The following is a 23,735-nucleotide window of genomic DNA, read 5'->3' as shown; positions in this document are numbered from 1 at the left end:
GCAGCGGAGAACCTGGACCGCGCGTGGGCGACGCGTTCGCCGCGTACGAACGCCTGCGCCGCGACCGCGCCGCCCGGATCAACCACACCAAGACCCCCGGCCCGATGGCCAGGATGCTGATGCCGCTGCTCATGCCGCTAGCGGTGAAAAGCGTCATGAACCCGGACAAGACCCTCGCCACAGAGCAGCGCTGCGTCATCGACTGGGACGCCCCGGTGTCGCTGGCACCGGCCCTGTGCTGACCACCGGCGACGCGAGGGCCGCAACGGCGGAGCCGGTCGTCCTCCGCGGCCAGGTCAGCCGCCGGTGTCGCCGCGCGCGGCCGATCGTCCGTTCAGCAGGCGCAGGGTGTCGCGTAGCTCCCGCTCGATGATGCGACCGGCCTCGTCCGGTTCGCCGGCGCGGATCGCGGCCACGAGGGCGGTGTGGGCGCGGTCGCCCAGGGTGGGGTCGTGAGCGCGCAGGTCGGCCAGGGCGATCACATCGACGAGGCCGCGCCGGAGCACCGGGACGAAGTCGGCGAACAGCGCGGTCAGTAGCGGGTTGTGCGTGGCGGCGAGCACGGCGGCGTGCAGCGCGATGTCGGCGTCCACGAAGGCCGCGTCATCCGCCGCCACGGCGGCCCGGCGTCGTACGGCCAGGGCCTCGTCCATGGCCGCGAGGTCCGCCTCGGTACGGCGTTCGGCCGCCAGTCGGGCGGCCCGCACCTCGATCATCTCGCGTATCTCGTAGAGGTCGACCACGGCGGCGTGGCGCAGGCGGGTGGGCCAGTCCTCCTCCGGCTCGGTGGCGATCACGTACACGCCGGCGCCCTGGCGTGCCGCGAGCAGGCCCGCCCCGGTGAGCGCGCGCACGGCCTCGCGGACGGTGGAGCGGCCCACGCCCAGTTCCTTGGCCAGGGCGGTCTCGCTCGGGATCTTGCCGCCCACCGGCCAGCGGCCGGCGCCGATCTCCTCGCGCAGCCGTCGCGTCGCCTGTTCGACGAGCGGACTGCGAATCAACGGGCCGAGCGTCATTCTGAACCTCTCAGGTTGTCTGAGGAGTTGGATTGTGCCATCATACCGCCCATGACGCTTCGTGGTCTTCTTCTCGGCCGCCGCGGCGGGGCCTGACCGATCGGCACCCCGCCGCGGGGTTCCGTGCCGCCGATCGTCGACCTCCCGACGAGACCACGAAGAGAAGGGGCCAACGATGCCCACCGCCTTCCCGACGCTGCGCACCCCCGACGGCCCGGTGCCCGCCTCCCGGCCGCACTGGAACCCGCAGCGCGCCAGCGTCATGCCGTACCACCGTTACCGGCCGGTCCACAAGCGCGTCGCCGTACCTGAGACCGTGCGCGACTGGCCCGCACGAAGGATCACCGAGGCGCCGCTGTGGGTGCCGGTCGACCTGCGCGACGGCAACCAGGCCCTCGCCGAGCCCATGGATCCCGGACGCAAGCGCCTGATGTTCGAGCTGTTCCTGGCGATGGGGTTCAAGGAAATCGAGGTCGGCTACCCGTCGGCCAGCCAGACCGACTTCGACTTCATCCGGCTGCTCGCCACCGAGGATCTGGTGCCCGATGACGTCACCCCCGTCGTCTTCACGCCCGCCAGGCCAGAGCTGATCGAGCGGACGTTCGCCTCGATCGAGGGCCTGCCCCGCGCGGTCGTGCACATGTACGTCGCCACCGCGCCGGTCTGGCGCGAGGTCGTGCTCGGCTGCGACCGCGCCGAGCTCCGCGAACTGATCGTCTCGTCGGCCGAGCACGTGGCGCGCCTGGCGGACGGGCGGCCCGGCCTGCGCTTCCAGTTCTCGCCCGAGGTGTTCAACCTCACCGAGCCCGACTACGTGCTGGAGGTGTGCGACGCGCTGTCGGACCTGTGGGACGCCTGCCCCGACCGCCCGGTGATCCACAACCTGCCGGCGACGGTCGAGGCCGCGACCCCCAACGTGTACGCCGACCAGATCGAGTACATGCACCGCCACCTCGCCCGGCGCGACGGCGTGATCCTGTCGGTGCATCCGCACAACGACCGCGGCACCGGCGTCGCCTGCGCCGAACTCGCCCTGCTCGCCGGGGCGCAGCGCGTGGAGGGCTGCCTGTTCGGCAACGGCGAGCGCACCGGCAACGTCGACCTGGCCACGCTCGCGCTCAACCTGCACGCCCAGGGCGTCGATCCCGAGATCGACTTCTCCGACATCGACGAAATCCGCCGGGTCGTCGAGCACTGCAACCGCCTCCCGGTGCACGTCCGCCACCCCTATGCCGGCGACCTGGTCTACACGGCCTTCTCCGGCACCCACCAGGACGCGATCAGCAAGGGACTCGCCCACCACATACGGCAGGCCGCCGCCGCGGGCCTGCCTCCGCGGCAGGCCCCCTGGGCCGTGCCGTACCTGCCGATTCGACCCGGCCGACGTGGGCCGCGACTACGAGGCCGTGATCCGCGTCAACAGCCAGTCCGGCAAGGGCGGGATCGCCTACGTCATGCAGACCGAGCACGGCCTCGACCTGCCCCGGGGGCTGCGCATCGACTTCTCCCGGATCGTCCAACAAGACGCCGACCGCAGCGGCGAGGAGATCACCGCCAAGCGCCTGCGAGAACTGTTCACCGAGGCGTACCTCGGCGCGACCGGCCCCATCCGGTCGCTGCACCGCCAGGTGGACCGCTCGCCCGACGGCTTCGCGTTCACCGGCGAACTCGCCGTCTCCGGCCGCCGAACCCCGGCGTCGGGCACGGGCGCCACACCGGCCGCCGCCATCGCCGCGGCGCTGCGCGGACTCGGCTTCGACATCGAGATCACCAAGTACGCCGAGCACCCCACCGGCCAAGACGATGACGCCCTGACGGCGGCCTACGCCGAATGCCGCGTCGCGGACACGTCCGCGTGGGGCGCAGGACTGGCCTCCCCGCCGTCCACCGCAGCGGTGGACGCGGTGCTGTCCGCCCTGAACCGGGCACTAGCCGAAGGCTGACCCTCACTGCGGCCGCCGGATTCCTCGATCCGGCGGCCGCGCACTCCGACAACCCGACCGCCGTACGCGAAAAGGCCACCCCGAAACCACGGACGCCGACCGCGCGGATCAGCCCGTGAGGTGCGTGAACAGGAGCGGCAGGAAGAGCGCGAACGTCACCACACGGTCTTCGAACGGGATTACCTACAGACCGGGCCAATCGTATTCGGCAGAAATTCGATCAAGCCAAATCACCGGACGACTGCATGCCGAAATAATGCTGCCTGACCAAATCCTAGCTTCCTATGCCCCTTTATCGGATATGCGCCCATACGGCCAGGTTGGGGTGGGAGGCTAGGGGGCTGTGGCCACTGGTGCAACCACGGAGTTGGAGGCCGGGTTAGCGCGGGTCGTCCGGCTGGCGGAAGAGCATGTGTACGCGTTGGATTCGTGTGTGCGGTGCATGGCGGCGAACGCGTGGGTCGGCGGAGGCGCTCCGACATTCGCCTCGGCCCTCAGGGACCGGCGCAATGGGCTGCAGCAGGCGTTCAACGCGGCCATCCAGGCGATGGCCGAGCAGATTCGGCGTCTGGGTGGGCAGGCGTCTGTGCCGGGACTGGGCAGCACGCTGGGGGTGGTGTCGGCGTGGCCGGGGGCCTTTTCCGGGATGGACGTCGCGGCCATGCAGCGGCTGGTCGCCGATCTGGACCGGGCCGGGCGGGAGCTGCCGGAGGCCGGGGGGCGCCTGACCGCGGAGTTGACCGCGGCGTGTGTGGTGGCCGCGCCGGGGCGGCGGGTGGCCGACATCGGGGAGTGGGCTCGGCGGCAGAGCGCCGATCTGCGGCGGCGGCTCACCGTGATCCAAAAGGAGCATCCGGTCGGGACGGCGTCACGCGCGTCGGCCGGGTTCGTCCTGTTCGGCGGGTACGCGCCCGACCCGGAGGGCGTGGGCAGGCTGACCGCCGCCGCGGCCTCCGGGGACGTCAAGGCATTGGACGAGCTGCGCCGGCTGCAGGGGACCGGCAAGGACGCCACGCTGGCGGCGCGGTTGAACGCATGGTGGCGGCAGTTGGACGAGCAGGCCCGGCAACGGCTGATCGTCGCCGCGCCCGGGCTGATCGGCGGCCTCGACGGGTTACCCTCGGCCGTGCGGGACCAGGCCAACCGGAGTCATCTTCAGGCGCGGCGGCAGGCGGTCGGCGCGGAGCTGGCACGGCTGCGCGCCTCGGCGGCCGACGCCGAGGCCAAGATCGAGGAGCTGGAGCTGACGATGCGGCAGATCGCGGCGGTGGACCGGGCGCTGGCCCTGGGCGGGCAAAACGGCCGTCCTGCGGCGTTCCTGCTGGATTTGCGGCTCGGCGAGAACGGCAAGACCGCCATCTCCTACGGCGATCCGGACGAGGCGGACAACGTGGTCGCCTACGTCCCGGGCACCGGCACCACGTTGGAAGGCTTCACCGGGGACGCCAAACGCGCCGCCGTCCTGTGGGATCAAGCCCACGCCTTCGCCGAGCCGGGCAAGAAGATCGCCTCCATCGCCTGGCTGGGGTACGACGCACCGCAGTGGGGCAAGACGGTGAGCATCGATCGGACCGTGGTGAACATGAACGCCGCCAAGGCGGGCGTCCCCGCGCTGGCGAGTTTCACCGACGGGCTGCACGCCGCCCACCAGGCGGGCGCGAACGTCCGGCTGACCGTGCTCGGGCACAGCTACGGCTCGACGCTGGCCGGCCTTGCCGCCCAGGCGCGCCCCAGGACCTTCGCCGACCAGGTCGTGTTCGTGGGCAGCCCCGGCGTCGGCGCGGCCAGGGCCAAGGACCTCGGCGTCGATTCCGTGTGGGTGGGCGAGGCCCCCAACGACCCGGTCGGCGACATCGGCTCGCTCCCCCTCAACCTCACCGGCACCCTCGACAGGACCACAAAGCTGCCCGAGTGGGGAGGTCCGCTTGGCCCCGACCCCAGCAACAGCGAGTTCGGAGCCAAGCAATTCTTCGTGCCGGACACGGGGGACCCGGCTCGGACTTTCAAGGCCCACTCCAGTTACTGGGATACAAGGCCGGGGCCCTTCGGCTCAGCCTCCCTGCGTAATCTCGGTCGTCTCGTCAATGGGCAATACGGCGACCTCATCTTTCCTGCCAAGCCATCCCCCTCGGCGTTCCCCACACCGGCCTCTCCCACCCCGACGCCTCCCCCACCCGACGTCTCACCGCACCCCACGCCGACCGGGAAGCCTTCCCCTTCTCCGCTGCCCTCGCCCTCTCCGGCCGGAGGATGAATGTTCCGCATCACCGTCATCATCGCTGTCATCGCCGTCGTCACCGGCTGCAGCGTCTCAGGAGGAGGTTCGACGGACGACGTGAGCCAACCTGCGATGACCAAGTCTCAAGCGCTCGCCCGGATCGAGCAGCTGATCCAGGCCACAGCGAGTGAGCTTAACCCGAAGCCTCGCCTGGAGCTCTACCGTCCGAGCCTCAATGAGAGCAGTTGTCCGGACGCCACGGGCGACGATTCCAGCCGCGTGGTGATCAGCCGGGCGTACTACCTGCGAGACATTCCGAGTGAACAGAACTCGCAGGTGTCCGAGCAGGTCCAGCAGCACTGGCAGCAGCAAGGCCATCTGATCGAAGGGGTCTCCAGGAACGGTTTCAACATCGCGGGACGATCGCGGCCGGACGACTTCCTGCTCGCGCTCGACCGGACGGGCGAGGGTGCATTGATGCTGGGAGTCACTTCCCCCTGCGTATCGGCGAGCGAAGATCCGACCGCCACTCCCCATCCGTGATCAGCCAGGGGAGCGGCGATCGATCCGTTGGTCTCGAGGGACGGATGCCCTCTCGGTGAGCGATGGCGCGGGTGGTGAGCGAACGTTCATCCTGCCTTGGCGGTGATCTCGGGTGTCGATGGGGTCGGCGTCTTGGTTGCCGCCGAGTCGGCCGGGGGTGGCGTTTGGTGCGGGATGGCGGGGCAGGTCCCGGGCTCGGGGTCGTGGGAGAGGACGAACCAGAGGGTGCAGCGTGGGGGCTCTTCGAGGAAGCCCCAGCGGGAGGAGAGGGCGCGGATCAGGCGGATGCCCCGGCCGGATTCGGTCAGGTCGTCGTCGGGGTGACAGGGCGCGGTGGGGATGGTGTCCGAGCCTTCGTCGGTGACCTTGACGAGGAGTTCGCCGCCGCCGTCGGCCAGGACGGCGACCTCGATGGACGTGGAGCGGGTGTGGACGGCCGCGTTGGTGACCGCCTCGGAGAGGAGGAGCAGGGCGTCGTCGCGGCACGGGTGGCGGTCGATGACCTTGGCCAGCCATCGTCTGGCCTCGCCTGCCGCCGTTTTCGACGGGGTGAAGGCGGCGGTGTCCAGGGGGCGGAAGTACGGCGCGATGATCATATGTGGCTGTGCCTTTCCTTGCGGGGGGCAGGGGCGAAGGTCCGCAGGCCTGGCTCTCGCCATCGGACGTGAAGCAGGAACACTCGCTGTGACATTTCGCATGCGGATCGCGACGCTAGGAAGGCAAGACGGACCCGAGCACGTCGCCGCCATGCCACCGCTGCGGCTTGAGTACCTCTCGCCGCGCGGCGACGCCGGGCTTCCTTGAGAAACCTGAGATTTACCAGGCCAAGACGCTTATGGTTGACCTCACTGAACCACTTAGCGTTATCGGCCGCGTTCGGAGAGTGGGGTGTGCGAGGTGGCGGGACAGACGACGCTGCTGAAGGTGCTGCTGGCCAAGCGGCACCTTCAGACGCACCGGGCGTTCCGGCTGGAGTACGACAAGGTGGCGCGCAAGCTGGACGCGCGGCTGATCGGCATCGCGCCGGGACGCGAGCAGTTCGCCCGCTGGCTCGCCGGCAAGGTCAAGACCAAGCCGTCCTCCGAGCACTGCCGGGTGCTGGAGCGCATGTTCCCCGGCCACACCGTTGCCGAATTGCTCGCCCCGTACGACCCTGGAAAGAACGAACCAAGTGTTTCCCCCACGCCCTCCGAGAATGAGGAGGCCGCCACGGACCGGCGACAGGTATTCCAGCTCGGCGCGGTGACCATGACCACCGGCCTATTGGACGGCCTCACGCAAGGCCCCGACCTGCTGGAACAGGCACTTCACTCGACCACCATCAGCGAGGGCAGATTGTCCTTGCTGGAGGCCGAGGCCGAGCAACTCGGTCTGTCCGGTGGTCGGGTGTCTTCGGAAAGCTTCATACGCGAGATCCTTCTAAATCTGTCGGGTGTGCGTGCGCTGCTGAAGGCTCATCAGCCCACCGCTGTTCAGCAACGCCTGGCACGGGTCGCGGCGCGGATGTCCTTCACGGTCGCCGAGCATCTTTTCTATCTCCACCAGCCCGAACTGGCCCGCCGCTGGTGGAGAACCTCCCTCCAGGCAGCCGAAGAGGCCGGAGATCGTAACTTCGCCGATCACGCCTACGCGGCCTGCGCCTACTTCCCGACCTACTCCAACGATCCGCTGAGCGTCCTCGCACACGTCACACCGCGCTTGGAACAGGCGACTAAAGCCACCCCCTCTATTGCTTGGATGTGGGGGTTCGCCGCCATGGCACATGCGGTCCTTGATAACCGCAGCGAATTCGAACGGGCGAACAACGCGGCACAAAACACTCTGGCACGTTGCGCTCCCGAGAGCCTCGCACCAAGCATCTTTTCGTTCCTGCCCAGAAAGCAGGCGTTTTATGAGACCCGTGCGCGTGCAGATCTTGGGGATGTCGAGGGGGCAGGAGAGGCAGCAGCTCGCGCACTGGCGGCCTTCGAACCGACCACAACAACCGATCCAGCCTTGACACGTCTCGCATACGCCAGCGCGTTGGCGAAGGCGGGTGAGATCGAAGAGGCATGCCGCCTGGCAGCGATTGCAATCGAGTGTCGAGACGTTCCGGCTCTCCCCGTGGTGATACGCGCCCACCAGTTTACCGCTCTAATTGGCCAGAAATCCGCCGCTGCCAACGAATGGCGCGAAGCCCTGAAGGCGATTCGAGTTCCAGAGCCAGGAGCTTATGCACGACCGACGGATAAGGCATAAGGAATACTCAGGGCCAGCTAGAATAGCGTCTTTGGCGGTCGGAATAGCCCTCCATCAATTGGCCCTTCTTCGCCGATCGACGATGCGTCTGGCAACGACGAGGAGGAGCCGCTGAGCTTTTTCCTGACCCTGCGAGATCGTTTCCCCGCATGAAATCCGGCTGCCACCTCCTGTTTGTACCGATACGAGTCAAGCGCCAGTAGCTCGCGTGCCCGCCACGGACACCGCTCCCCGGCCTGTCGGTGGCCACGGGCCGGGCAGTGCCCAAAGCCCTTGGGCAACGGACGGCGACCGCCTGCGCGGCCTCGCGGGACCGGAGAGCTCGTCAGGAGTTACCTCCCCGGGAGTAGCCCACCAGATTGTGATCCCGGTGCCGTACGAACGAAGCCTTCCTCTGCAGGACGCCTGAAGCGGCCGGGCCGGATGACGATTCGGGTACGAGTGGCGGCCGAAGGGGTGCAGGAACCGTGTGGAAGCGAAGAATCGTCAAGATCATTTCTATTACGCTGGCCGTGCTGGTCGGGATACCGGTCGCGGTGCTCGCGGGGCTTCTCGTTTGGGACGGTGGCATCGACGACGATCCACGCCGGGAGATCCTCGATGGGGTGCGGATCGATCTGCGGACGGCCGTGACCCGGCTCGGTCCTATCGAGTACGACCTGTACGGCGCGAAGGGCCCCGTGCTGCTGTCGGTCCACGCAGGGCTGGGCGGAGCCGATCAGGGACGGCTGTTCGCCGACTGGCTGCGCGGGGACTCGTTCCGCATCCTTAGCCCCTCGCGGCCGGGCTACCTCGGCACGCCGCTGGAAAGCGGCCGTACCAACGAGGAGCAGGCGGACCTGCTCGCCGCGCTGCTGGACGAACTCGGCATCGAGCGGGTCGGGGTCCTTGCGGTCTCGGCGGGAGCCCCCGTCGCCTACACCTTCGCCGCACGTCATCCGGACCGGATCTGGGGACTGGTCTCCATCGGCGGCGTGAGCAAACCGCAGCCCGGTGAGACGAGCTCGCCGGCGCGCAGAACGTTCCTGAACGTCGTCGGTCAGAAGCTCGCCCTGCTGACGGCGAGGCTCTCATTCGAGAGCGTGGTCGCCGGGACGTTGGACGAGACCAGCACCTTCACCGAGGAACAGCGGGCGAGGCGCGTCGCGTACATCATGAACACCCCGCACGTGCGGGCGCTCTTCGAGGCGATGTTCGCGACCACGTTTCCCTACCAGCGGCGCTGGCCGGGCACGGACAACGACGCGGCGCAGGCTCGGCGCGGCGGCCTGCCGCTGGAGCGGATCATGGCACCGACCCTGCTGATTCACGGCACGCAGGACGGTGATGTGACTTTCGACCATCACGAGTTCGCGGCCCAGCGGATACCCGGCGCGGAACGATACCGGATGGAACACGAGGATCACCTGGGCTTCTGGCTGAGTCCGGAAGGGTCTCGGGCACAAGCCGTAGCGAGGGACTTCCTCCGGAAACACGCGCCGGGCGAGTGAACGCGGTGGGCCGCCGGGGATTCCGGCCTGTGGCGAGCGCACGGCCGTGGCGCAGCGCGGTGCGCCGACGACGCGCCGACGGCGAGCCCACGCCGAGCACCGCCGCGAGGAGCACGGCGAGCACGGCGTCGGGCAGGCTCCCGCGGCCCCCTCGGATCGAACCGCGTTCCCGCACACTACGACGTGAATCGGCGCTCATCCCTCCGGGGCCGTATCGCGGACTACTCCCGGCGGCGTAGACCGGCCGCCGCTGCTTCTGGTGGGGTAGCGACAGCTCACTCCCCGCGCGGGACGCCCGAGACCGCCGACCGGACGACGATTGCGTCATGAGACTCCCAGTCAGATCTATCCAGGGGGCGGCGCTGCTGGCCACCGGGCTGCTCGCGGGCGCGTTCGGGTACGGCGCGGCCAATGTGGTCCCCACGTTCCGGGCCGTCCCGACGGATGTGCGCCTGACCTTCCACACCACGCTGATGAACGTCAACGCACCGATCATGCAGGGTGCGATGGCGCTGGCCATCCTCACCACCTTCGGCCTGGCGATCGCCCGCCGCCCGCGCCTGCCGTCGCTCGCCGCCGGCGCGCTGGTGCTGACCTCGCTGCTGATCACCCTGTTCGGCAACGTCCCGCTGCACCCCCGGTTCCGGGAATGGGCCGCCGACTCGGCCCCGGCCGACTACGCCGAACTCTTCCAGCGATGGGAGCTGTTTCACGCCCTGCGCACCCTGACCGCGCTGGCCGCCTTCGCGCTCATCGTCATCGCCGCCGTCGTCGCACGGCCCGCACCTCGCTGAGGACGTCATGTCGCACTGCCGCGACCAACGAACACGAGGACATGGCCGTATGAGCACATTTGAGGTGATCTAATGCCCGACTTCCACGCCTTTCTGACACGGATGCCGTACGAGCTGGCCTTCAGCCAGGAGGATGCCGCCACAATCCTGGACCGCTACTACTCCCCCGAAATCGAATACCACAACGACGGCATCACCCTCGACCGCCAGCGGCTGATCGACCACGCCGGACCGGTCCGCAAGAACGTCCGCGAACTGAACATCGAGATCCACGACACGCTGCTCGACGGCGACCGAGCCGCCGCCCGCTACACCATGACCGTCCTGGTCAGAAAGGACAAGACGGTGCGGATCGAGGTCTGCCTGTTCGCCCGGCTCGCCCCCGACGGACGGGTCCGCCGCGTCGACTCGATCACCAGGACCGTCACGCAGTGAACGGGAACGATTAGCGGACCGGGCGGCTTCGGCGGGCAGGCGTCGTCAGGTGAGCCACCGGGCGGTGGGCCACGTCTCCCTGCGCCACGCGCTGTCCCAGAACAGCCACTCGTACTCCGTGGCCCGGAGGAACGCCGCCGTCATGGCCTCGCGTGACTCGCCTTCAGCCGCGGCGAGACGGTCGGCGATGCTCTTGACCTGCTCGACCGACGCTGCGAAGTCCGGGTCGGAGTAGGTGGAGATCCACGCGCGGTACGGATGATCTTCGATGTGGGCGGTGCTTTGCAGGAGTGCCGTGCCCACGTCCTGGTACACCCAAAAACACGGCAGCAGCGCGGCCACGAGCACAGGGTACGGCTCGGCCAACGCGGTGGCCTGCAGGAACGACGAGTAGCCCAGGCACGTCGGCGAGGTCGCGATGCCCTCGATGTCCTCGGCGGACAGGCCGAACTCCTCGACGTACCCGGCGTGCAGGCTCCGCTCCACCACCAGCGCCGTGTGCGCGCCCTGCGCGAAGAACGCCGCCTCCTCGGGGTTCGCCGCCCGCACCGACGCCGTGGCCAGCGCCTTGGCGAACGCCACCAGGTAGCGGGCGTCCTGGACGATGTAGAACGCGAACCGGTCGCGGTCGAGCGTGCCCGCCCCCAACTCGGTGTTGAACGGGTGATCGTGGATGGCGCGCACCAGCTTGGCCGCGCGTTCCCACACCTCGTCGCAGAATGCCGCGTCTCCCACGTGACGTCCCTCCGCTAGTGCTAACTAGTTCAGGTTCGACGGGTCTGATCTCAGCCCGGCCATGCCGGGCACCCCGCGTCACAGCACACCCTAACAGCGGCGCGCCGACCGGGGCACGACCAGGCGCCAGGTTCGAGGGTCGGCCCAGAGCCCGCGCACGAAGACGGCTTGTTACGTCGCAGCCGACGCGTCGCCTGCCAAGGCCGGACCACGTTCGCCACGCTGACCTGGCCTTTCAGCCGGGCCAGACTCGCATTCTTCAATAAGTGTAGGTTAATCTTCGTTTTTTGAAGGTTATGCCGCCGCCGCTGCTCCCGATCTTCCGTTCGGAGTCGCAGGTGAAACTCCTCACCTGGATGCTCCTGCATCCCGACACCGAGGACTCGATCAGTGGCCTCGCCGAACGCCTAGGGCTTCCGTGGCTGACCGTTCAGCGGGAGGCCGGGCGTCTCGTCCAGTCGGGCGTGCTTTCGTGCGGGAAGTGCGTGCCCGGCCCCACCTGCTCGTCGTGACTGACGAGGAGAAATGACGATGGTCGCCTGGTGACAGTCTGGCGGTGGGTACGGCCGCTCGCGGGGCGGCCGGCCGGTGAGGGTCGGCCGCCCCGCGTGATGGGTCAGGCGCCGCGGAGGGTGGCTCCGAGGCGGGTGGTGGCCAGGGCGACGGCGGCGTCGCGGGCGGCCGTGGTCTCCTCGACGGTAAGGGTGCGGTCGGGGGCGACAATCCGCCTTGGCCCATCGAAGTGAATCTGGTCGCGGTCCAGTCCAACCAGGCCGAAGCGGTCTGCTCGGCCACCGCGCGCCGCCGGCGTATCTTCCAGCCGTCGGTGAGCGGCTCGCAGCGGCGGGGCAAGGGAACTAATCGAATTCCGGAGTCGGCATCGGCAGTACTGAGTGTGGACCGTGCATCAATTCCTCATCGAGTCGGATGCCGCTTTCCAGTTCCACCACGGTCAGGCAGGCCGCTACGATGTCCACCGTGGCCTCCCCCTCCTCGCTGTCATATGCACTCGTGAGGAGGTCGGCGTAGCCGGCCAAAGGGCCGAGGAGGTCCGTCCAGGGTGTGAAGGGCAGGTCGAGCGGTTCGGGGTGTTCGAGGTTCCCTTCGGTGTTCCCATACCGGACGTACATGGTGGTGCCGCCATTGATATCGAAGGCCACATACCAGTGGCGAAAGCCTTCGCCGCCGAGTCTGTCGGTCACCTGCTTGTGTTCAGGCAGAGGGAAGGACCAATTCAAGGTGACGATGCCCGCACCAACCTGGTACAGGGAAAGGTCGGCACCGCTGTGTGGCTCACTAGGGCCTCGCAGTTCGACGGTGCCGAACCCCATCCGACGTACGGCCTCATCGATGGCGAGGATCCCGGAGTCGGGAATCGTCACCGTGTACGCCATATCCTCGCCGAGGTGGTCCAGCAGCTCAGTGTAATGAGCGACGACCTCATCCAACATAGTCTGATTGACCTTCCGTCTGTTCAGGAGGCCCCCCAGGATCACGGGCTGATCTGCGAAGCCTGGGGGGCATTGCTTCTGACGCCGCTCAGATACTAGTGCGGATTCTGTCCAGGCACATGCGCCTCTACCCAGTATTGATCATAAGTGATATTCCGGCGATTGCCGTCCTCTCCTAGGATCCTCTGGGTTCCGTAGAAGACGCCGAGCCTAATCCCGTCTTCGGTGTTGCGCTTATGCCATACAGGTCTAATCGACCAAGCGTAAGCGTCGGGGCTGTTCACCCGCTCTACACTAACCCAAGTGCCTTGCATGGTCGACTGGAACGGGAACTCGTCACATTCATAGACCTTGTGGAGTTTACCCTTCCCTAGTTCTGCATCCCTTCGATCATAGTCTGCGAATAGCTGCCTACACCGCTTGCGACTTTTTTCGTTATTCTTCCTTTTCCAGGTCCCGTTGACCAGGCGCGTGAGGGGTTCGCTGCTTACCGCCCAATGGCCTGGGATTATTTTGTCCCGCTTGACCGGAAGCGTCAACTCCGTCTTGTGCTGGGCCGTCCAAATATGGGATGCGACGCTTCGATATGCCATGTTGACGTTGTCGGGGTCTCCCATATGGGTCCATGGAAGGCCAGGACGGGTCTCTGTCGTCTCATATACAGCCGCCACCTTGTCAAAGATGCAACCGCTGCCATAATGCCGGATGAGGTAGGATGCCGAGTCGCATCGGGATTGCGGCTTGGCATCCGACCAGTAGTACTTCGGTTTCGTACTAGGAATACCATCGAGCCATATCTTGGTGTAAAATTTTGGATAGCAGTATTCGATCTTATCGATTCCCCCGCCGTTCTGCTCATTCGAAACGACGGTGAAGTCGACAGTCTTTCCGTCCCGCCACTCCTGCCAACTTGCCTCGGCATACGAGGTGCCCGTTATTGTGCAGGCACTGTTATGGGTCTTGGCGCCGAAAGCCATCATGGCTTGCCTGGCGTACACTCCACCGACCGGTTGTATGTTTTGCACAGATATGCTGTAGCGGGTGAACCGGTATTGCGTAGGCGCGTCCTTACCATTGCCGACGGCCGTTCCAATGATCGTGGCGTCCGCGAAGATACCGTTAACCATACTTCTTCGTGTACCCCACTGGGCATCACCGCTTGCGACCTCTTGAATGGCACACCAGTGTATGCGGCTCGCGTAATAGCCGTCAGGGCGGTACAGCCGTTCGCCGGTTCTGGCCTCCTGCTCATGTTCCCAGCACTCTGTCACACGCCAGTCCGCGTTTGCTGCAGGGAGCGCGGCGCGCGCGGAAGCGGAAGGGGCACGTTTGTCAGAGACGGTCAGGTTCTGCCACGGTGACCAAGCGCCGTCGGTGCCGATCCTGGCCCGCCAGCGCACGTGCTGCTCGGCGCGGAGCTTGCCAACCGGAACTTTCAGATCGACGTATGGCTTCTTCTCGTTGCCTGTGGCCTTACCCGACCAGATCAGACCTTTACCTCTCGACGACTTCGACGGGGACTCGATGATCTGTACTTCCAGGTTCGACGAATGCCGTCCCGCATCACTCTTCCAAACCCTGAAGCGGGGTGTGCGGGTGGTTACAGCGGTTCTCCCATCGACCTCAGCCGATCCAGATACCTCGAGCTTTACGGCGGAGGAAATCGTAACTGCAGCCTCTCCGGTTCGTACTGGCGATGCGCCGCCGCCTCCAATGGGAGAATCCATGTCGGTTTGAATTTGCTCTGCGGTCTGCGCAATGTTGTAGATACGGACCTCGTCGATCAACCCCCCGAAGAACTCGCCCCATACGGAATTGCCTCCGATGTGAAGATCACCGCCGTCGTCGTATATGTCGCCGGTGGCGGCAGCTTGACCGGCCAAAGAACCGTTGACGTACAACTTGGCGACGGTGCCGTCGTAGGTCAGCGCTAGGTGGCTCCACTCGTTTGGCCTTAGTGGACCGGTGGCTTCCGGAGTTGCCACCTCTCCGTCTTCCATTTTCAATAGCCAGCCGGCAGGTACGGAGCCATTTGAAGCGTACAGGCCATACGACGCGCCGTCTCCGGCAAAGAGATCCTTCATGACCACCGTATGCCAGTCCGTCAGTTCAGCCGGTCTTACCCAGGCCGATAGTGTCATGCCGCTGCCCAGGCGCAGGGATGGGCTATCACTGACGGTGATCATGCTGGTGGTGCCGTTGAAAGACAATGCTTTGCCGAACTTGCCCTCGGCGGCCCAACTCGTGTCCCTGGCGATTCCGGTGTTGTTCTGCCCGGAAGAGTCCGAGACCATCGTTCCGGTCCCTTCCTCCATACCGTAGGCCGCCACCAGTCCAGGCACGGGGCCGGGCGGGTCCGTCGGAGTCGGCGTAGGGGTCGGGGTTGGAGTTGGAGTGGGGGTCGAACCGGAGGCTCCGACAGGGGTGTTCATGTCGCTTTGGATCTGCTCTTCGGACTGCGCGACGTTGTAGATACGGACCTCGTCGATCAAACCGGTGAAGTGCTCGCCCCAGATGTTGTTTCCACCGATGGTCACTGCTCCGCCGTCGTCGTCAAGCGCTCCGTTGAGCGGTACTTCCGCCACCTGCGATCCGTTGACGTGCAGTCGGGCGGTGGTGCCGTCGTAGGAGAGCGCCACATGGCTCCAGACACCCGTCGCCAAAGGGGCGGATCCGTCGATCTGTGAGGTCCGGCCGTTGGATTGTAGCCAACCTGACGGGCTGACCCCATTGGAGGCGTAGAGCGCGTACGAAACGCCCTCGCCCGAGGTGAGTTCCTTGGCGATGACACTGCGCCAGTCGGTAACGCTGGTCGGCTTCACCCAGGCCGATAGTGTCAGGCCGCTGCCCAGGCGCAGGGATGGGCTATCACTGACGGTGATCATGCTGGTGGTGCCGTTGAAAGACAATGCTTTGCCGAACTTGCCCTCGGCGGCCCAACTCGTGTCCCTGGCGATTCCGGTGTTGTTCTGCCCGGAGGAGTCCGAGACCATCGTTCCGGTCCCTTCCTCCATACCGTAGGCCGCCACCAGTCCAGGCACGGGCGTGGCTCCGCCTACCGTCGTGAAGGTGGCAGCATAGTCGCTCATCACGTTCCCAGCCGTGTCCCTGGCTGCCTTGACTTCGATTCGGTAGCGCTCAGCTTCCTTCAAGGGTTGATCAGGCTTGAGTGACCAGGCCTGATCATCGGGTTCGATTTCCTCCGTACTCGGGTCATCACCGATCGGTGTGGCACTGAAGCTTATATCGGCCCCCGCCGAGTCCTTCAGCGCGAAGGTTTGGCCCGTCACCGACTCACCGAATGACACCCGAATCTGAGTATCAGTGGGAATACCGGTGTCTCCGTCGGCGGGGTTGGTCATGACCTGAGGGGGCACGGTGTCCGGCCCCGGCTCAGGTTCCGGATAGTCCTCATAGTCCCCTCCTTCGGTTCTGGCGAACTCCTCCAGTTCTTCCTCACTCAAGCCTGGCGGCGGCTCCAGCTCATTGGCGTTGACCAAGACGCTGGTGCGCGAGTTCAAAGCAGCCTGCCGGGCCTCCTCATCGGTGGGGTTGGTGAAGGGTGGGGTCTCATCCTCCGTCTGCCGTGTTCGCTGCGCATCCAGGTCCGCCTGAGTAGCGCCCCATTCGCCGTACTGGAACGTACCTACTTCCACGGTCTGCACGGGCTCGTATTCGATCATGAGGGTGGGGGCGTGGCGGCTGCCAGGGTAGGGCTGTCCGCTGTACTCGCTGGAGTAGTACTGGCGCCAGTTGATGGCGGCGGTTTCGCTGGCGGCTCGCAGGACCAGGCCGTGGTTGGGCACGTCCTGTTCGATCCAGGCGCGGGCTATGGTGGAGACCCGGTACCACAGGGCCTCGTCCTTGGCGCACCAGGTGTCGGTGGCGTCGTAGTTGTAACCGGCCGTGTTGAGTCCTTCGGTGCCGCCGGCTCTGGTCGGCTGGTTGTCCCAGTCCAGGCTCCAGGTGTCCCAGTCGGAGGTGATGCGCTGGGCGAGGATGCCCGAGCCCAGGACTTCTCCGCACAGGGCGTTGCCGGGGCCGCCGGACTTGTAGTTCCAGATGATCAGGTCGGCGTCGACGACGGTGGCGCCTTCCAGTTCCGGGACGTCCAGGTCGTACTTGAGGTAGACGCGGGCGATGTCGGCGCTGGTGGAGGTGGTGCCCGCGCGCAGCCAGCCGTCTGCGGCGTGGTTGCTGGAGGGGTCGTTCTTGCTGACCCAGGCGTCGTCGGGGCTTCCGCCGCCGAACCATTCGGAGGCGGCGGCGATCGTCACCGGGTAGGTCACCGCCGGGTCGGCCAGGAACTTCTCATCCGGGGTGAACACCAGTTCCGAGGTGGTGCCGGAGGTGTCCACACGCGCTTTGACCGGGGAGGTTTTGCCCTGGTCGGGGCCGGCCTCCACCTTGGCGTCCATGGCGGTCAGGACGATCGGCGCGGCGGCGGCCTTGCCGTTGGCGTCCTTCAGTTGCGGCAGTCCGTCGGGGGTTGTGCCGAACTTGGTGTCCTTGGGCAGGGTGAGCGGCAGTCGTACGGTCACCGGGCCGGTGGGCTTGTGGCGGAAGACGACCTGGGAGATGAAGCCGTCGGATTGGGCGTGCACGACCAGGTCGGCCCCGGGCGCTATGGCGTCGGGGTAGGTGACGGTGTTGCCGGAGATCTTGGGCTCGGGAAGGGCGCGGGTGACGGCAAGGCCGCTGGCGCCTTTCTCGCCGGTCGCGGTGACCAGGCGTTTGGCGCCGCGTTCGCCGAAGGTCAGCGGGGTTTTGACCCGGGCGGCGTGGAGTTCGCCGTCGCGGGTGACGATGCGGGTGTCGACGGGTTCCCATGCGCCGTTGGCGGGGTTCTTGAGCTGGACGGGCCGGGTGTACAGCGCGGCCTGCAGGTGCTTGCCGTCGGGTTTGGCCCAGACCTTCATCCGTTCGGTGAACCGGGAGGGGATCTCGACGGGCCGGCCGGACTTGGCGGCCTGGTCGAAGGCGGTCTTGATTCCGACATCTGCGGCGGGGTCGGATGGGGTGGTCGATGTGAGGGCCGGGGTGGGGGATGGCTTGGGGCCCTGGGCGGTCGCGGGCGCGCTCATGAGGGAGAGCGGCAGCGTCAGCGCCATGATCAGGGCCGCGCAGCGGCGCGTCCGGGTGGATAAACCGGACGTCGATCGGCTTGTGTTCATCACAACCTTTCGAACTGGTGTAGGGAAGCCAAGTGATCATCACATGGGGCGAAACTGGAAGTAAAGATCGTCTTCAGTAACAGGAAAGGGATCTTCCGTGATCACTACACGTAATCCCGGCACCGACATGCCGTCATCCGATTGCGGCCCTAGATGAATTCACCTCGTCTTCCCAGACATCTCAGGCACCGCGAACAACGCGGCCGACTTGCCGTTAATGACGTCAATGGCCGCTGCCGTACCGGCGCGACGATAATCGGGCAGGTGATGACGATGTTGACGGTTCCGGTATTCGCGCCACCGCCTCGCGTATCGCGGCGGCGTGAAGTCGCACGAGGTGGCCGGGGGTGTGGTCGGCCGTTGACGGCTGCGGTTGAGGCGCTCGCGGTGGAAGCGGCCGACCCGGCCCGACCAACCACACGGCGAATACCGTGGATTACACACTCCGAATATTTTGGAATACGGATATCCCAAATAGAGCCGATCCCCGCACTGACCCGCGTCTCTGTGCATGGCGGCGAACTCGTGGGGCGGCGGGGGTGCTCCGGCGTTCGCCTCCGCGCTCGGGGAGCGGCGTAATAGGCTGCAGCCGGGCGTTCAACATGGTCGTTCAGGCGATGGCGGAGCAGATTCGGCGGCTTGGGGGCAGGCGTCGGCGCCGAGACTGGGAGCACGCTCGGGGTGGTGTCGGGGCGGCCGGGAGCCTTTACCGGGATGGACGTCGCGGCCATGAACCGGCTGGTCGCCGATCTGGACCGGGCCGGGCGGGAGCTGCCGGAGGCCGGGGGCGGTTGACAGCGGAGTTGTCGGCGGCGTGCATGGTGGCCGCGCGCCGGGACGGCAGGTGGCCGATGCGTCAACGGCCAAGTGCGTGTGACTCTGGCGCAAAGTGTGTGATCACGCCACGGACTGTGACATGAAGGGTCGCTTGGAGGTTCGGTAGCAATCGTGTAACCCACCGAGCGTGAGAGCGGCCGCTCGGTGATGATCTCGTTCGACCAAGAACATGATCGTCATCAAACGGCCGCGGAGTCATTGTGCAACTCACCGGGCAACCTGCGGGTGTCGCCTGCCTGAAACTTCTCCTCCCCCACCTGTCCTGCCTGGTCATCGACCATGTGACCGACCGGGGTGGCCACGTACTCGTCGAAGCCCGGACCTCCGACGGTCCGGCCGGCTGCCCCAACTGCGGGATGTTGCCGTCTCGCAGGCACGGCTTCTACCGGCGACGATTGCAGGACCTGCCCGCGGGCGGGCGAACAGTACTGATCACGCTGACCGTACGACGATGGAAGTGCGAGAACACGATGTGCGCGACACGAACCTTCGGCCAGGCCGTCAATGGCCTGGCCGTGCGGTACGCCCGCAGCACCTCGCCCCTGCGCCACATGCCGGAGTCACTCGCGATCGCTGTGGCCGCCCGAGCCGCTTCACACCTGGCCGGCCTGCTCGGCATCGCCGTATCGCGCGACACCCTGATCCGGCTGATCCGCGCGCTGCCGGATCCGGCCATCGGCCCGGTCACCGTGCTGGGCATCGACGACCGGGCCAAACGGCGCGGGCACTCCTACGCCACCATTCTGATCAATATGGCAACCAGCCGACCCATCGACATTCTCGACGACCGCACCGCCGACGCCGTCACGACCTGGCTTAGCGGCCACCCGGAAATCCAGGTCATCCGCCGCGACCGCGCGGGGGCGTACGCGGAGGCCGCCACCACGGGAGCACCGCAGGCCACCCAGGTCGCCGATCGGTGGCACCTGTGGAGCAATCTGTGTCACGCGACCGAGAAGGCCGTCCGCGCGCACCGCGCTGACCTGCTCGAGCCCGAGGGCGTCGACATGCCGGTCGACATGCCGGTTGACGTTGCTCCGCCGGTCGCGGTCACGGCGCCCGCGACGCAGACCGCCTCGACGCCGCACCAGGCCGACTGTGATTCGGTCACCGCGACGCGGACCCGACAGCGACACGCCATCATTCACGACTTGGTCAGCAAGGGCCTGACGATCACGGCAATCTCCCGGCATCTGAGCTTGGATCGCAAAACGGTCCGCAAGTACCGTGACGCCGGCAGCGCCGAGGAAGTCATCAACGGCCCCCGCCGCTACAGCCGGGCCTTCGCAGCGTTCATCCCTTACCTTCAGCAGCGCGTCCACCACGACGGCGTCACCAACGCCGCCCAACTGTTCAGCGAGCTTCGCGAGCATGGCCATCGCGGGAGCCGGCGCACCGTCCGCCGTTACCTGAAACCTCTACGTTCTGCTGTCGCCGGCTTCCAGCCGCCGCCCGCCCCGCTCACCGTCGGCCAGGTCACCCGTTGGATCACCAGCCACCCCGACGATCTCTCCGGTGACGACAAAGTCCGGTTCAAGGCTCTGCTGGAGCGCAGCCCCGGCCTGCCCGGCCTGGCACAGCACGTGACCACGTTCGCCGAGATGATGATAAAGCGCACCGGAGCCTCCGCCCTGAAGACGTGGCCGGCCACCGTACACGCCGCGGACATTCCGCCGCTGCGCTCCTTCGCCCGCGGGATCGAACGCGATCTGGACGCCGTCATCAACGGCTTGACCCTGCCCTACTCCTCGGGTGCCGTCGAGGGCAATGTGACGAGGGTGAAGGCGCTCAAACGAAGCCGATATGGGCGGGCCAACCTCGACCTTCTCCGGAAGCTCATCCTCTGTGACCTCCGGCGGCGATGACCCTAGGTGAGGACGTCACATGATCTGCGCCAGAGCCCACGCACTTGGCCGTTGACAAAGGCCGACAATCTCGTGGCGGAGTTGAACAGTGCATTCGACCTGACCGGATCCTCCGTCAGGCAACGCGCCGGGGCTTTCGTCAACGCCATCGTCGACCTGTTTGCAGGCAGGGACGCCGCGCCGCACGCCACCTCGCCGCTCTTCACCGACAGCCTTTTCGCCCCGCCCTTCCCTCCTGCGACCGTGAACTTCGCCGCCGAACTCCGCCGACCCCCGCCGACGAACTGCCGCTGCGTGATCTGATCACGGGTGCGCCGCGCACCAAGAGCGTCCCCCGCCGGAACTCGTGGCCATCTATTCCCGCGTGTCTCCAGGTGTTGCGGATCGCCGCGACGCCGACGGCCAGAACTTGGGGGGAGCGGCGGCCGGATCGACGACACGCAACCGGCTTGCCGAAGTGGGATCAATGCCTCGCAGTGTGATCAGCCTCTGGCCGTCGGCTTCCTGCAGCAGTGTCAGTGCATGAGGCAGGCCGGCGGTGACGGTTGCGATGGCGATACTTATGCCGACCAGGCCCGTATGCTTATGCGGGTATTCGATCCGATGCAGCCCCGAAGCGGCTATGGCGGCCACCTCCCGCGGTCGCTGCATCTGGCGACCATCGTTGGTCAGCACGACGTGAAAACCTTCGGCCGCCGCCCTCGGGTACAGGGCTTCATCCTGCGTCCCCGACCAGCCGTCGAGATCAAGAAGGTGAACGATCTCATGGCCGACGATGAAGCAGGTGAGGATCTGGTGGAGGGGACGAGGAACGTTCTCATCCAGCAGCAGCCTCACGCGGCTCCCTGGGAGGTTCGTAGCTGTCGACATAGTCGGCGAAGTCCACCGCGTCCCGCGCCGCGTCCGCCGACACGCTCGGGTAGAACTGTGAGATCCGATCGGCCGGGACGCCATCGCGCACCAAAGCCGCGACCTCGTCATAGGGCACCCGAGTGCCTTTGATCACCGGTGTCCCGCCGCGCACTGCCGGATCCACGGTGACGCGCTCACGTGGATGAAGCAGGTCGGGGATGTGCCGACCGTCCCGATAGAATGAGCGCAATACGTCTACCATGTCGTGGATTACCACGTTTGCTTTACGGCGCACCAGGTCGGTCGCTTGTCCCGGCTCCACCAGGTAGATCGTCGACCCGTCGGCAACGAGTCGATAGGCCGACAGGTGCTCCCGCTCCCGCAGATCGTCTCGCAGGGTGTCCAGCGCTCGGCGGATTCTTTGCAGCGAGGCGTCGTTGCGGAGCCGCACGCATGTCCGCAGTGCCACCACATCTCGGAATGAGTAGAGGACCGGCCGCGTCGCGGAGACCTCCGGCACGAGCACCGCTCCACGAACCGTATCCGCCTTACGCCAGTGGGCGAGCTGGCGCAGCGTGGCGCCCGACAGGGCCGCCGCGAGCTTCGGGCTGTAGGACACCAGCTCCCCTCCCCTCGCCCGTTGATCAGGTGTCTTGCCGCCACATCATCGCAAACATTCCGGCGATCCGCCGGTTCAACGCTCGGCCAATGCCAGGACAGCATGTTTGCCGTCAAGCTGCGCCATCTGCCGTACGGCCTATTGAGCGCGCCTGTCGCCACCGAGCGGCGGGAGCAAGTGGAGAAGCTGCTGCAGCATGAGCCGCCGTATCGTCCCGTGCGGTGACAGGCCGGCGGTGGGTGCGGGCGTTTGCGGGGCGGTCGGCCGGTGAGGGGCGGCCGCCCCGCGGGGTGGGTCAGGCGCCGCGGAGGGTGGCTCCGAGGCGGGTGGTGGCCAGGGCGACGGCGGCGTCGCGGGCGGCCGTGGTCTCCTCGACGGTGAGGGTGCGGTCGGGGGCGCGGAAGCGCAGGGTGTAGGCGAGGGACTTGTTGCCCTCGCCCACCTGGGCTCCGGTGTAGACGTCGAACAGGCGGATGGATTCCAGCAGTTCGCCCGCGCCCTCGCGGAGCGTCGCCTCGACGTCGGCCACCGGGGTGGCGGCGGGGACGATGAGGGCGACGTCCTGGGTCGCGACCGGGTAGGTGGAGATCGGCGGGGTCTGGGCGGGGCCGGGCAGGAGGTCCTCCAGCGCGGTCAGCTCCAGTTCCACGGCGCTGGTGCGCGGCGGGAGGCCGTACGCCTCGACGACGCGCGGGTGCAGTTCGCCCGCGTGGCCGATCAGGCGGTCGCCGACGTGCAGGGCGGCGCAGCGGCCCGGGTGCCACGGGTCGTGCTGGTCGGCCGTGACGCGCACGTCGAGGCCGGCCTCGCGGACGACCGTGCGGGCCGCCTCGACGGCGTCCGCCCAGGAGGCCTGGCGGCCCTTGCCCCACCAGCCGGAGCGGTCGAACTCGCCGGCGAGGACGACGGCGATCCGGCGCGGCTGGGACGGCAGGGCCGACTCGATGCGGTCGAGCTCCTCGCGGGTCGGGCGGCGGTCGACGGCGAGCACCGGGGCGGTGCCGGGCGCGTCGGGGCGCGGCCGGTAGACCAGGCCGGTCTCGAACAGCGCCAGGTCGGGGAAGCCGCGGCCCACGTTGCGGACCAGCGTCTTGAACAGGCCGGGCAGCAGCGTGGTCCGCATCAGCGGCTCGTCCTCGCTGAGCGGGTTGGCGAGGCGTACGGCGACGCGGCGCGGGTCGTCGGGCGGGAGCTGGAGGTTGTCCAGGTCCTTCGGCGACATGAACGGGTAGGCCAGCACCTCCACGTATCCGGCCGCGGCGAGCGCCCGGCCCGCGCGGCGGCGCAGGCGCTGGGCCTCGGTGAGGCCGGAGCCGGCGGGGGCGGCGGGCAGCACCGACGGCAGGGCGTCGTAGCCGACCAGGCGGATGACCTCCTCGGCCAGGTCGTTGGGGTCGGTGAGGTCGGGGCGCCACGACGGCGGGGTGACCGTGATCAGGTCGGTGGAGTCGCCGATGACCGAGAGCTTGTCGGCGAGCGCGCCGCCGGAGACGGTCGCGGTCCCGAGGGTCGCGCCCGCGGCGAC

General features: G+C 67.2%; 18 protein-coding genes, 2 pseudogenes and 1 riboswitch. Of the genes and pseudogenes, 12 read left to right on the top strand and 8 right to left on the bottom strand.

The window, feature by feature from the left end; translation table 11 throughout:
- Positions 1-23 precede the first annotated feature (23 nt).
- Positions 24-242 carry a hypothetical protein gene (locus tag AB0K60_RS32200; protein WP_364063762.1) on the top strand — a complete coding sequence of 73 codons (219 nt, stop codon included), beginning with the start codon at positions 24-26 and terminating at the stop codon, positions 240-242.
- Between the two features lie 54 nt (positions 243-296).
- On the opposite strand, the gene AB0K60_RS32195 is transcribed toward AB0K60_RS32200, so the two are convergent.
- Positions 297-1,001, bottom strand: a complete 705-nt coding sequence (locus AB0K60_RS32195; RefSeq protein WP_364063759.1) for an FCD domain-containing protein — start codon at positions 999-1,001, stop codon at positions 297-299.
- A 277-nt stretch (positions 1,002-1,278) separates the two neighbouring features.
- Here AB0K60_RS32195 and leuA point away from each other — a divergent pair.
- From leuA to AB0K60_RS32180, 3 genes and pseudogenes are all read left to right on the top strand, one after another.
- Positions 1,279-2,959: pseudogene (gene leuA / locus AB0K60_RS32190) on the top strand (2-isopropylmalate synthase).
- Positions 2,960-3,401: 442 nt separating this feature from the next.
- A complete protein-coding gene (locus tag AB0K60_RS32185; RefSeq protein ID WP_364063757.1) occupies positions 3,402-5,213 on the top strand; it encodes an alpha/beta hydrolase in 1,812 nt (603 codons plus the stop codon).
- Entirely contained in the window at positions 5,214-5,720 is a 507-nt protein-coding gene (locus tag AB0K60_RS32180; protein WP_364063755.1) for a hypothetical protein, read from the top strand.
- Positions 5,721-5,806: 86 nt separating this feature from the next.
- Here AB0K60_RS32180 and AB0K60_RS32175 read toward each other — a convergent pair whose 3' ends face one another.
- Positions 5,807-6,316, bottom strand: coding sequence for an ATP-binding protein (locus tag AB0K60_RS32175; RefSeq protein WP_364063752.1), 510 nt, complete (start codon positions 6,314-6,316; stop codon positions 5,807-5,809).
- Positions 6,317-6,617: 301 nt separating this feature from the next.
- Between AB0K60_RS32175 and AB0K60_RS32170 the strand changes: the two genes are divergently transcribed.
- The 4 genes from AB0K60_RS32170 (at position 6,618) to AB0K60_RS32155 (ending at position 10,677) form a co-directional block, all read left to right on the top strand.
- Complete coding sequence (locus AB0K60_RS32170; RefSeq protein WP_364063750.1) at positions 6,618-7,958, top strand: hypothetical protein; 1,341 nt, start codon at positions 6,618-6,620, stop codon at positions 7,956-7,958.
- A gap of 467 nt (positions 7,959-8,425) precedes the next feature.
- On the top strand, positions 8,426-9,448 hold the full coding sequence (locus AB0K60_RS32165; protein ID WP_364063748.1) for an alpha/beta hydrolase: 1,023 nt from the start codon (positions 8,426-8,428) through the stop codon (positions 9,446-9,448).
- A 326-nt stretch (positions 9,449-9,774) separates the two neighbouring features.
- Complete coding sequence (locus tag AB0K60_RS32160; RefSeq protein ID WP_364063745.1) at positions 9,775-10,242, top strand: DUF1772 domain-containing protein; 468 nt, start codon at positions 9,775-9,777, stop codon at positions 10,240-10,242.
- Between the two features lie 72 nt (positions 10,243-10,314).
- On the top strand, positions 10,315-10,677 hold the full coding sequence (locus tag AB0K60_RS32155; protein WP_364063743.1) for a nuclear transport factor 2 family protein: 363 nt from the start codon (positions 10,315-10,317) through the stop codon (positions 10,675-10,677).
- A 45-nt stretch (positions 10,678-10,722) separates the two neighbouring features.
- Here AB0K60_RS32155 and tenA read toward each other — a convergent pair whose 3' ends face one another.
- The gene (tenA, locus tag AB0K60_RS32150; protein WP_364063740.1) at positions 10,723-11,412 is read right to left on the bottom strand and encodes a thiaminase II; all 690 of its coding nucleotides are present in this window, start codon (positions 11,410-11,412) and stop codon (positions 10,723-10,725) included.
- A riboswitch (TPP riboswitch) is annotated at positions 11,402-11,498 on the bottom strand. Its footprint overlaps the gene before it by 11 nt.
- Before the next feature lie 201 nt (positions 11,499-11,699).
- Here tenA and AB0K60_RS32145 point away from each other — a divergent pair.
- Positions 11,700-11,924, top strand: coding sequence for a hypothetical protein (locus tag AB0K60_RS32145; RefSeq protein WP_364063738.1), 225 nt, complete (start codon positions 11,700-11,702; stop codon positions 11,922-11,924).
- A 345-nt stretch (positions 11,925-12,269) separates the two neighbouring features.
- Here AB0K60_RS32145 and AB0K60_RS32140 read toward each other — a convergent pair whose 3' ends face one another.
- A complete protein-coding gene (locus tag AB0K60_RS32140) occupies positions 12,270-12,863 on the bottom strand; it encodes a hypothetical protein (RefSeq protein WP_364063735.1) in 594 nt (197 codons plus the stop codon).
- A gap of 95 nt (positions 12,864-12,958) precedes the next feature.
- On the bottom strand, positions 12,959-17,974 hold the full coding sequence (locus tag AB0K60_RS32135; RefSeq protein ID WP_364063732.1) for a LamG-like jellyroll fold domain-containing protein: 5,016 nt from the start codon (positions 17,972-17,974) through the stop codon (positions 12,959-12,961).
- Between the two features lie 702 nt (positions 17,975-18,676).
- Here AB0K60_RS32135 and AB0K60_RS32130 point away from each other — a divergent pair.
- From AB0K60_RS32130 to AB0K60_RS32120, 3 genes are all read left to right on the top strand, one after another.
- Entirely contained in the window at positions 18,677-18,832 is a 156-nt protein-coding gene (locus tag AB0K60_RS32130; protein WP_364063729.1) for a hypothetical protein, read from the top strand.
- Positions 18,833-19,074: 242 nt separating this feature from the next.
- Positions 19,075-20,739: an ISL3 family transposase gene (locus AB0K60_RS32125; RefSeq protein ID WP_364063726.1), complete on the top strand. Its 1,665-nt coding sequence runs from the start codon at positions 19,075-19,077 to the stop codon at positions 20,737-20,739.
- An 81-nt stretch (positions 20,740-20,820) separates the two neighbouring features.
- Positions 20,821-21,042 carry a hypothetical protein gene (locus AB0K60_RS32120; protein ID WP_364063723.1) on the top strand — a complete coding sequence of 74 codons (222 nt, stop codon included), beginning with the start codon at positions 20,821-20,823 and terminating at the stop codon, positions 21,040-21,042.
- Between the two features lie 51 nt (positions 21,043-21,093).
- Here the strand turns inward: AB0K60_RS32120 and AB0K60_RS32115 are convergent, their stop codons facing one another.
- The 3 genes and pseudogenes from AB0K60_RS32115 to AB0K60_RS32105 all read right to left on the bottom strand — a co-directional run.
- The gene (locus AB0K60_RS32115) at positions 21,094-21,576 is read right to left on the bottom strand and encodes a hypothetical protein (protein WP_364063720.1); all 483 of its coding nucleotides are present in this window, start codon (positions 21,574-21,576) and stop codon (positions 21,094-21,096) included.
- Positions 21,557-22,210, bottom strand: coding sequence for a DUF433 domain-containing protein (locus tag AB0K60_RS32110; RefSeq protein ID WP_364063717.1), 654 nt, complete (start codon positions 22,208-22,210; stop codon positions 21,557-21,559). Before AB0K60_RS32110 ends, AB0K60_RS32115 begins: the two co-directional genes overlap by 20 nt.
- Before the next feature lie 295 nt (positions 22,211-22,505).
- Positions 22,506-23,651 (bottom strand): annotated as a pseudogene (locus AB0K60_RS32105) (phenylalanine--tRNA ligase subunit beta); the annotation flags it as partial.
- Between the last annotated feature and the right edge of the window lie 84 nt (positions 23,652-23,735).

Source organism: Thermopolyspora sp. NPDC052614 (assembly GCF_040678635.1).
Classification (GTDB): domain Bacteria; phylum Actinomycetota; class Actinomycetes; order Streptosporangiales; family Streptosporangiaceae; genus Thermopolyspora.
Note: the sequence above shows the minus strand (reverse complement) of the source record. Positions and strands in the feature narration are given on the sequence as shown.

Bases quoted from the DNA above. Each gene is read 5' to 3' on its own strand.
- AB0K60_RS32185 (WP_364063757.1), top strand. From the start codon at position 3,402: ATGGCGGCGAACGCGTGGGTCGGCGGAGGCGCTCCGACATTCGCCTCG.
- AB0K60_RS32180 (WP_364063755.1), top strand. From the start codon at position 5,214: ATGTTCCGCATCACCGTCATCATCGCTGTCATCGCCGTCGTCACCGGC.
- AB0K60_RS32175 (WP_364063752.1), bottom strand. From the start codon at position 6,316: ATGATCATCGCGCCGTACTTCCGCCCCCTGGACACCGCCGCCTTCACC.
- AB0K60_RS32160 (WP_364063745.1), top strand. From the start codon at position 9,775: ATGAGACTCCCAGTCAGATCTATCCAGGGGGCGGCGCTGCTGGCCACC.
- AB0K60_RS32155 (WP_364063743.1), top strand. From the start codon at position 10,315: ATGCCCGACTTCCACGCCTTTCTGACACGGATGCCGTACGAGCTGGCC.
- AB0K60_RS32140 (WP_364063735.1), bottom strand. From the start codon at position 12,863: ATGTTGGATGAGGTCGTCGCTCATTACACTGAGCTGCTGGACCACCTC.
- AB0K60_RS32135 (WP_364063732.1), bottom strand. From the start codon at position 17,974: ATGGCGCTGACGCTGCCGCTCTCCCTCATGAGCGCGCCCGCGACCGCC.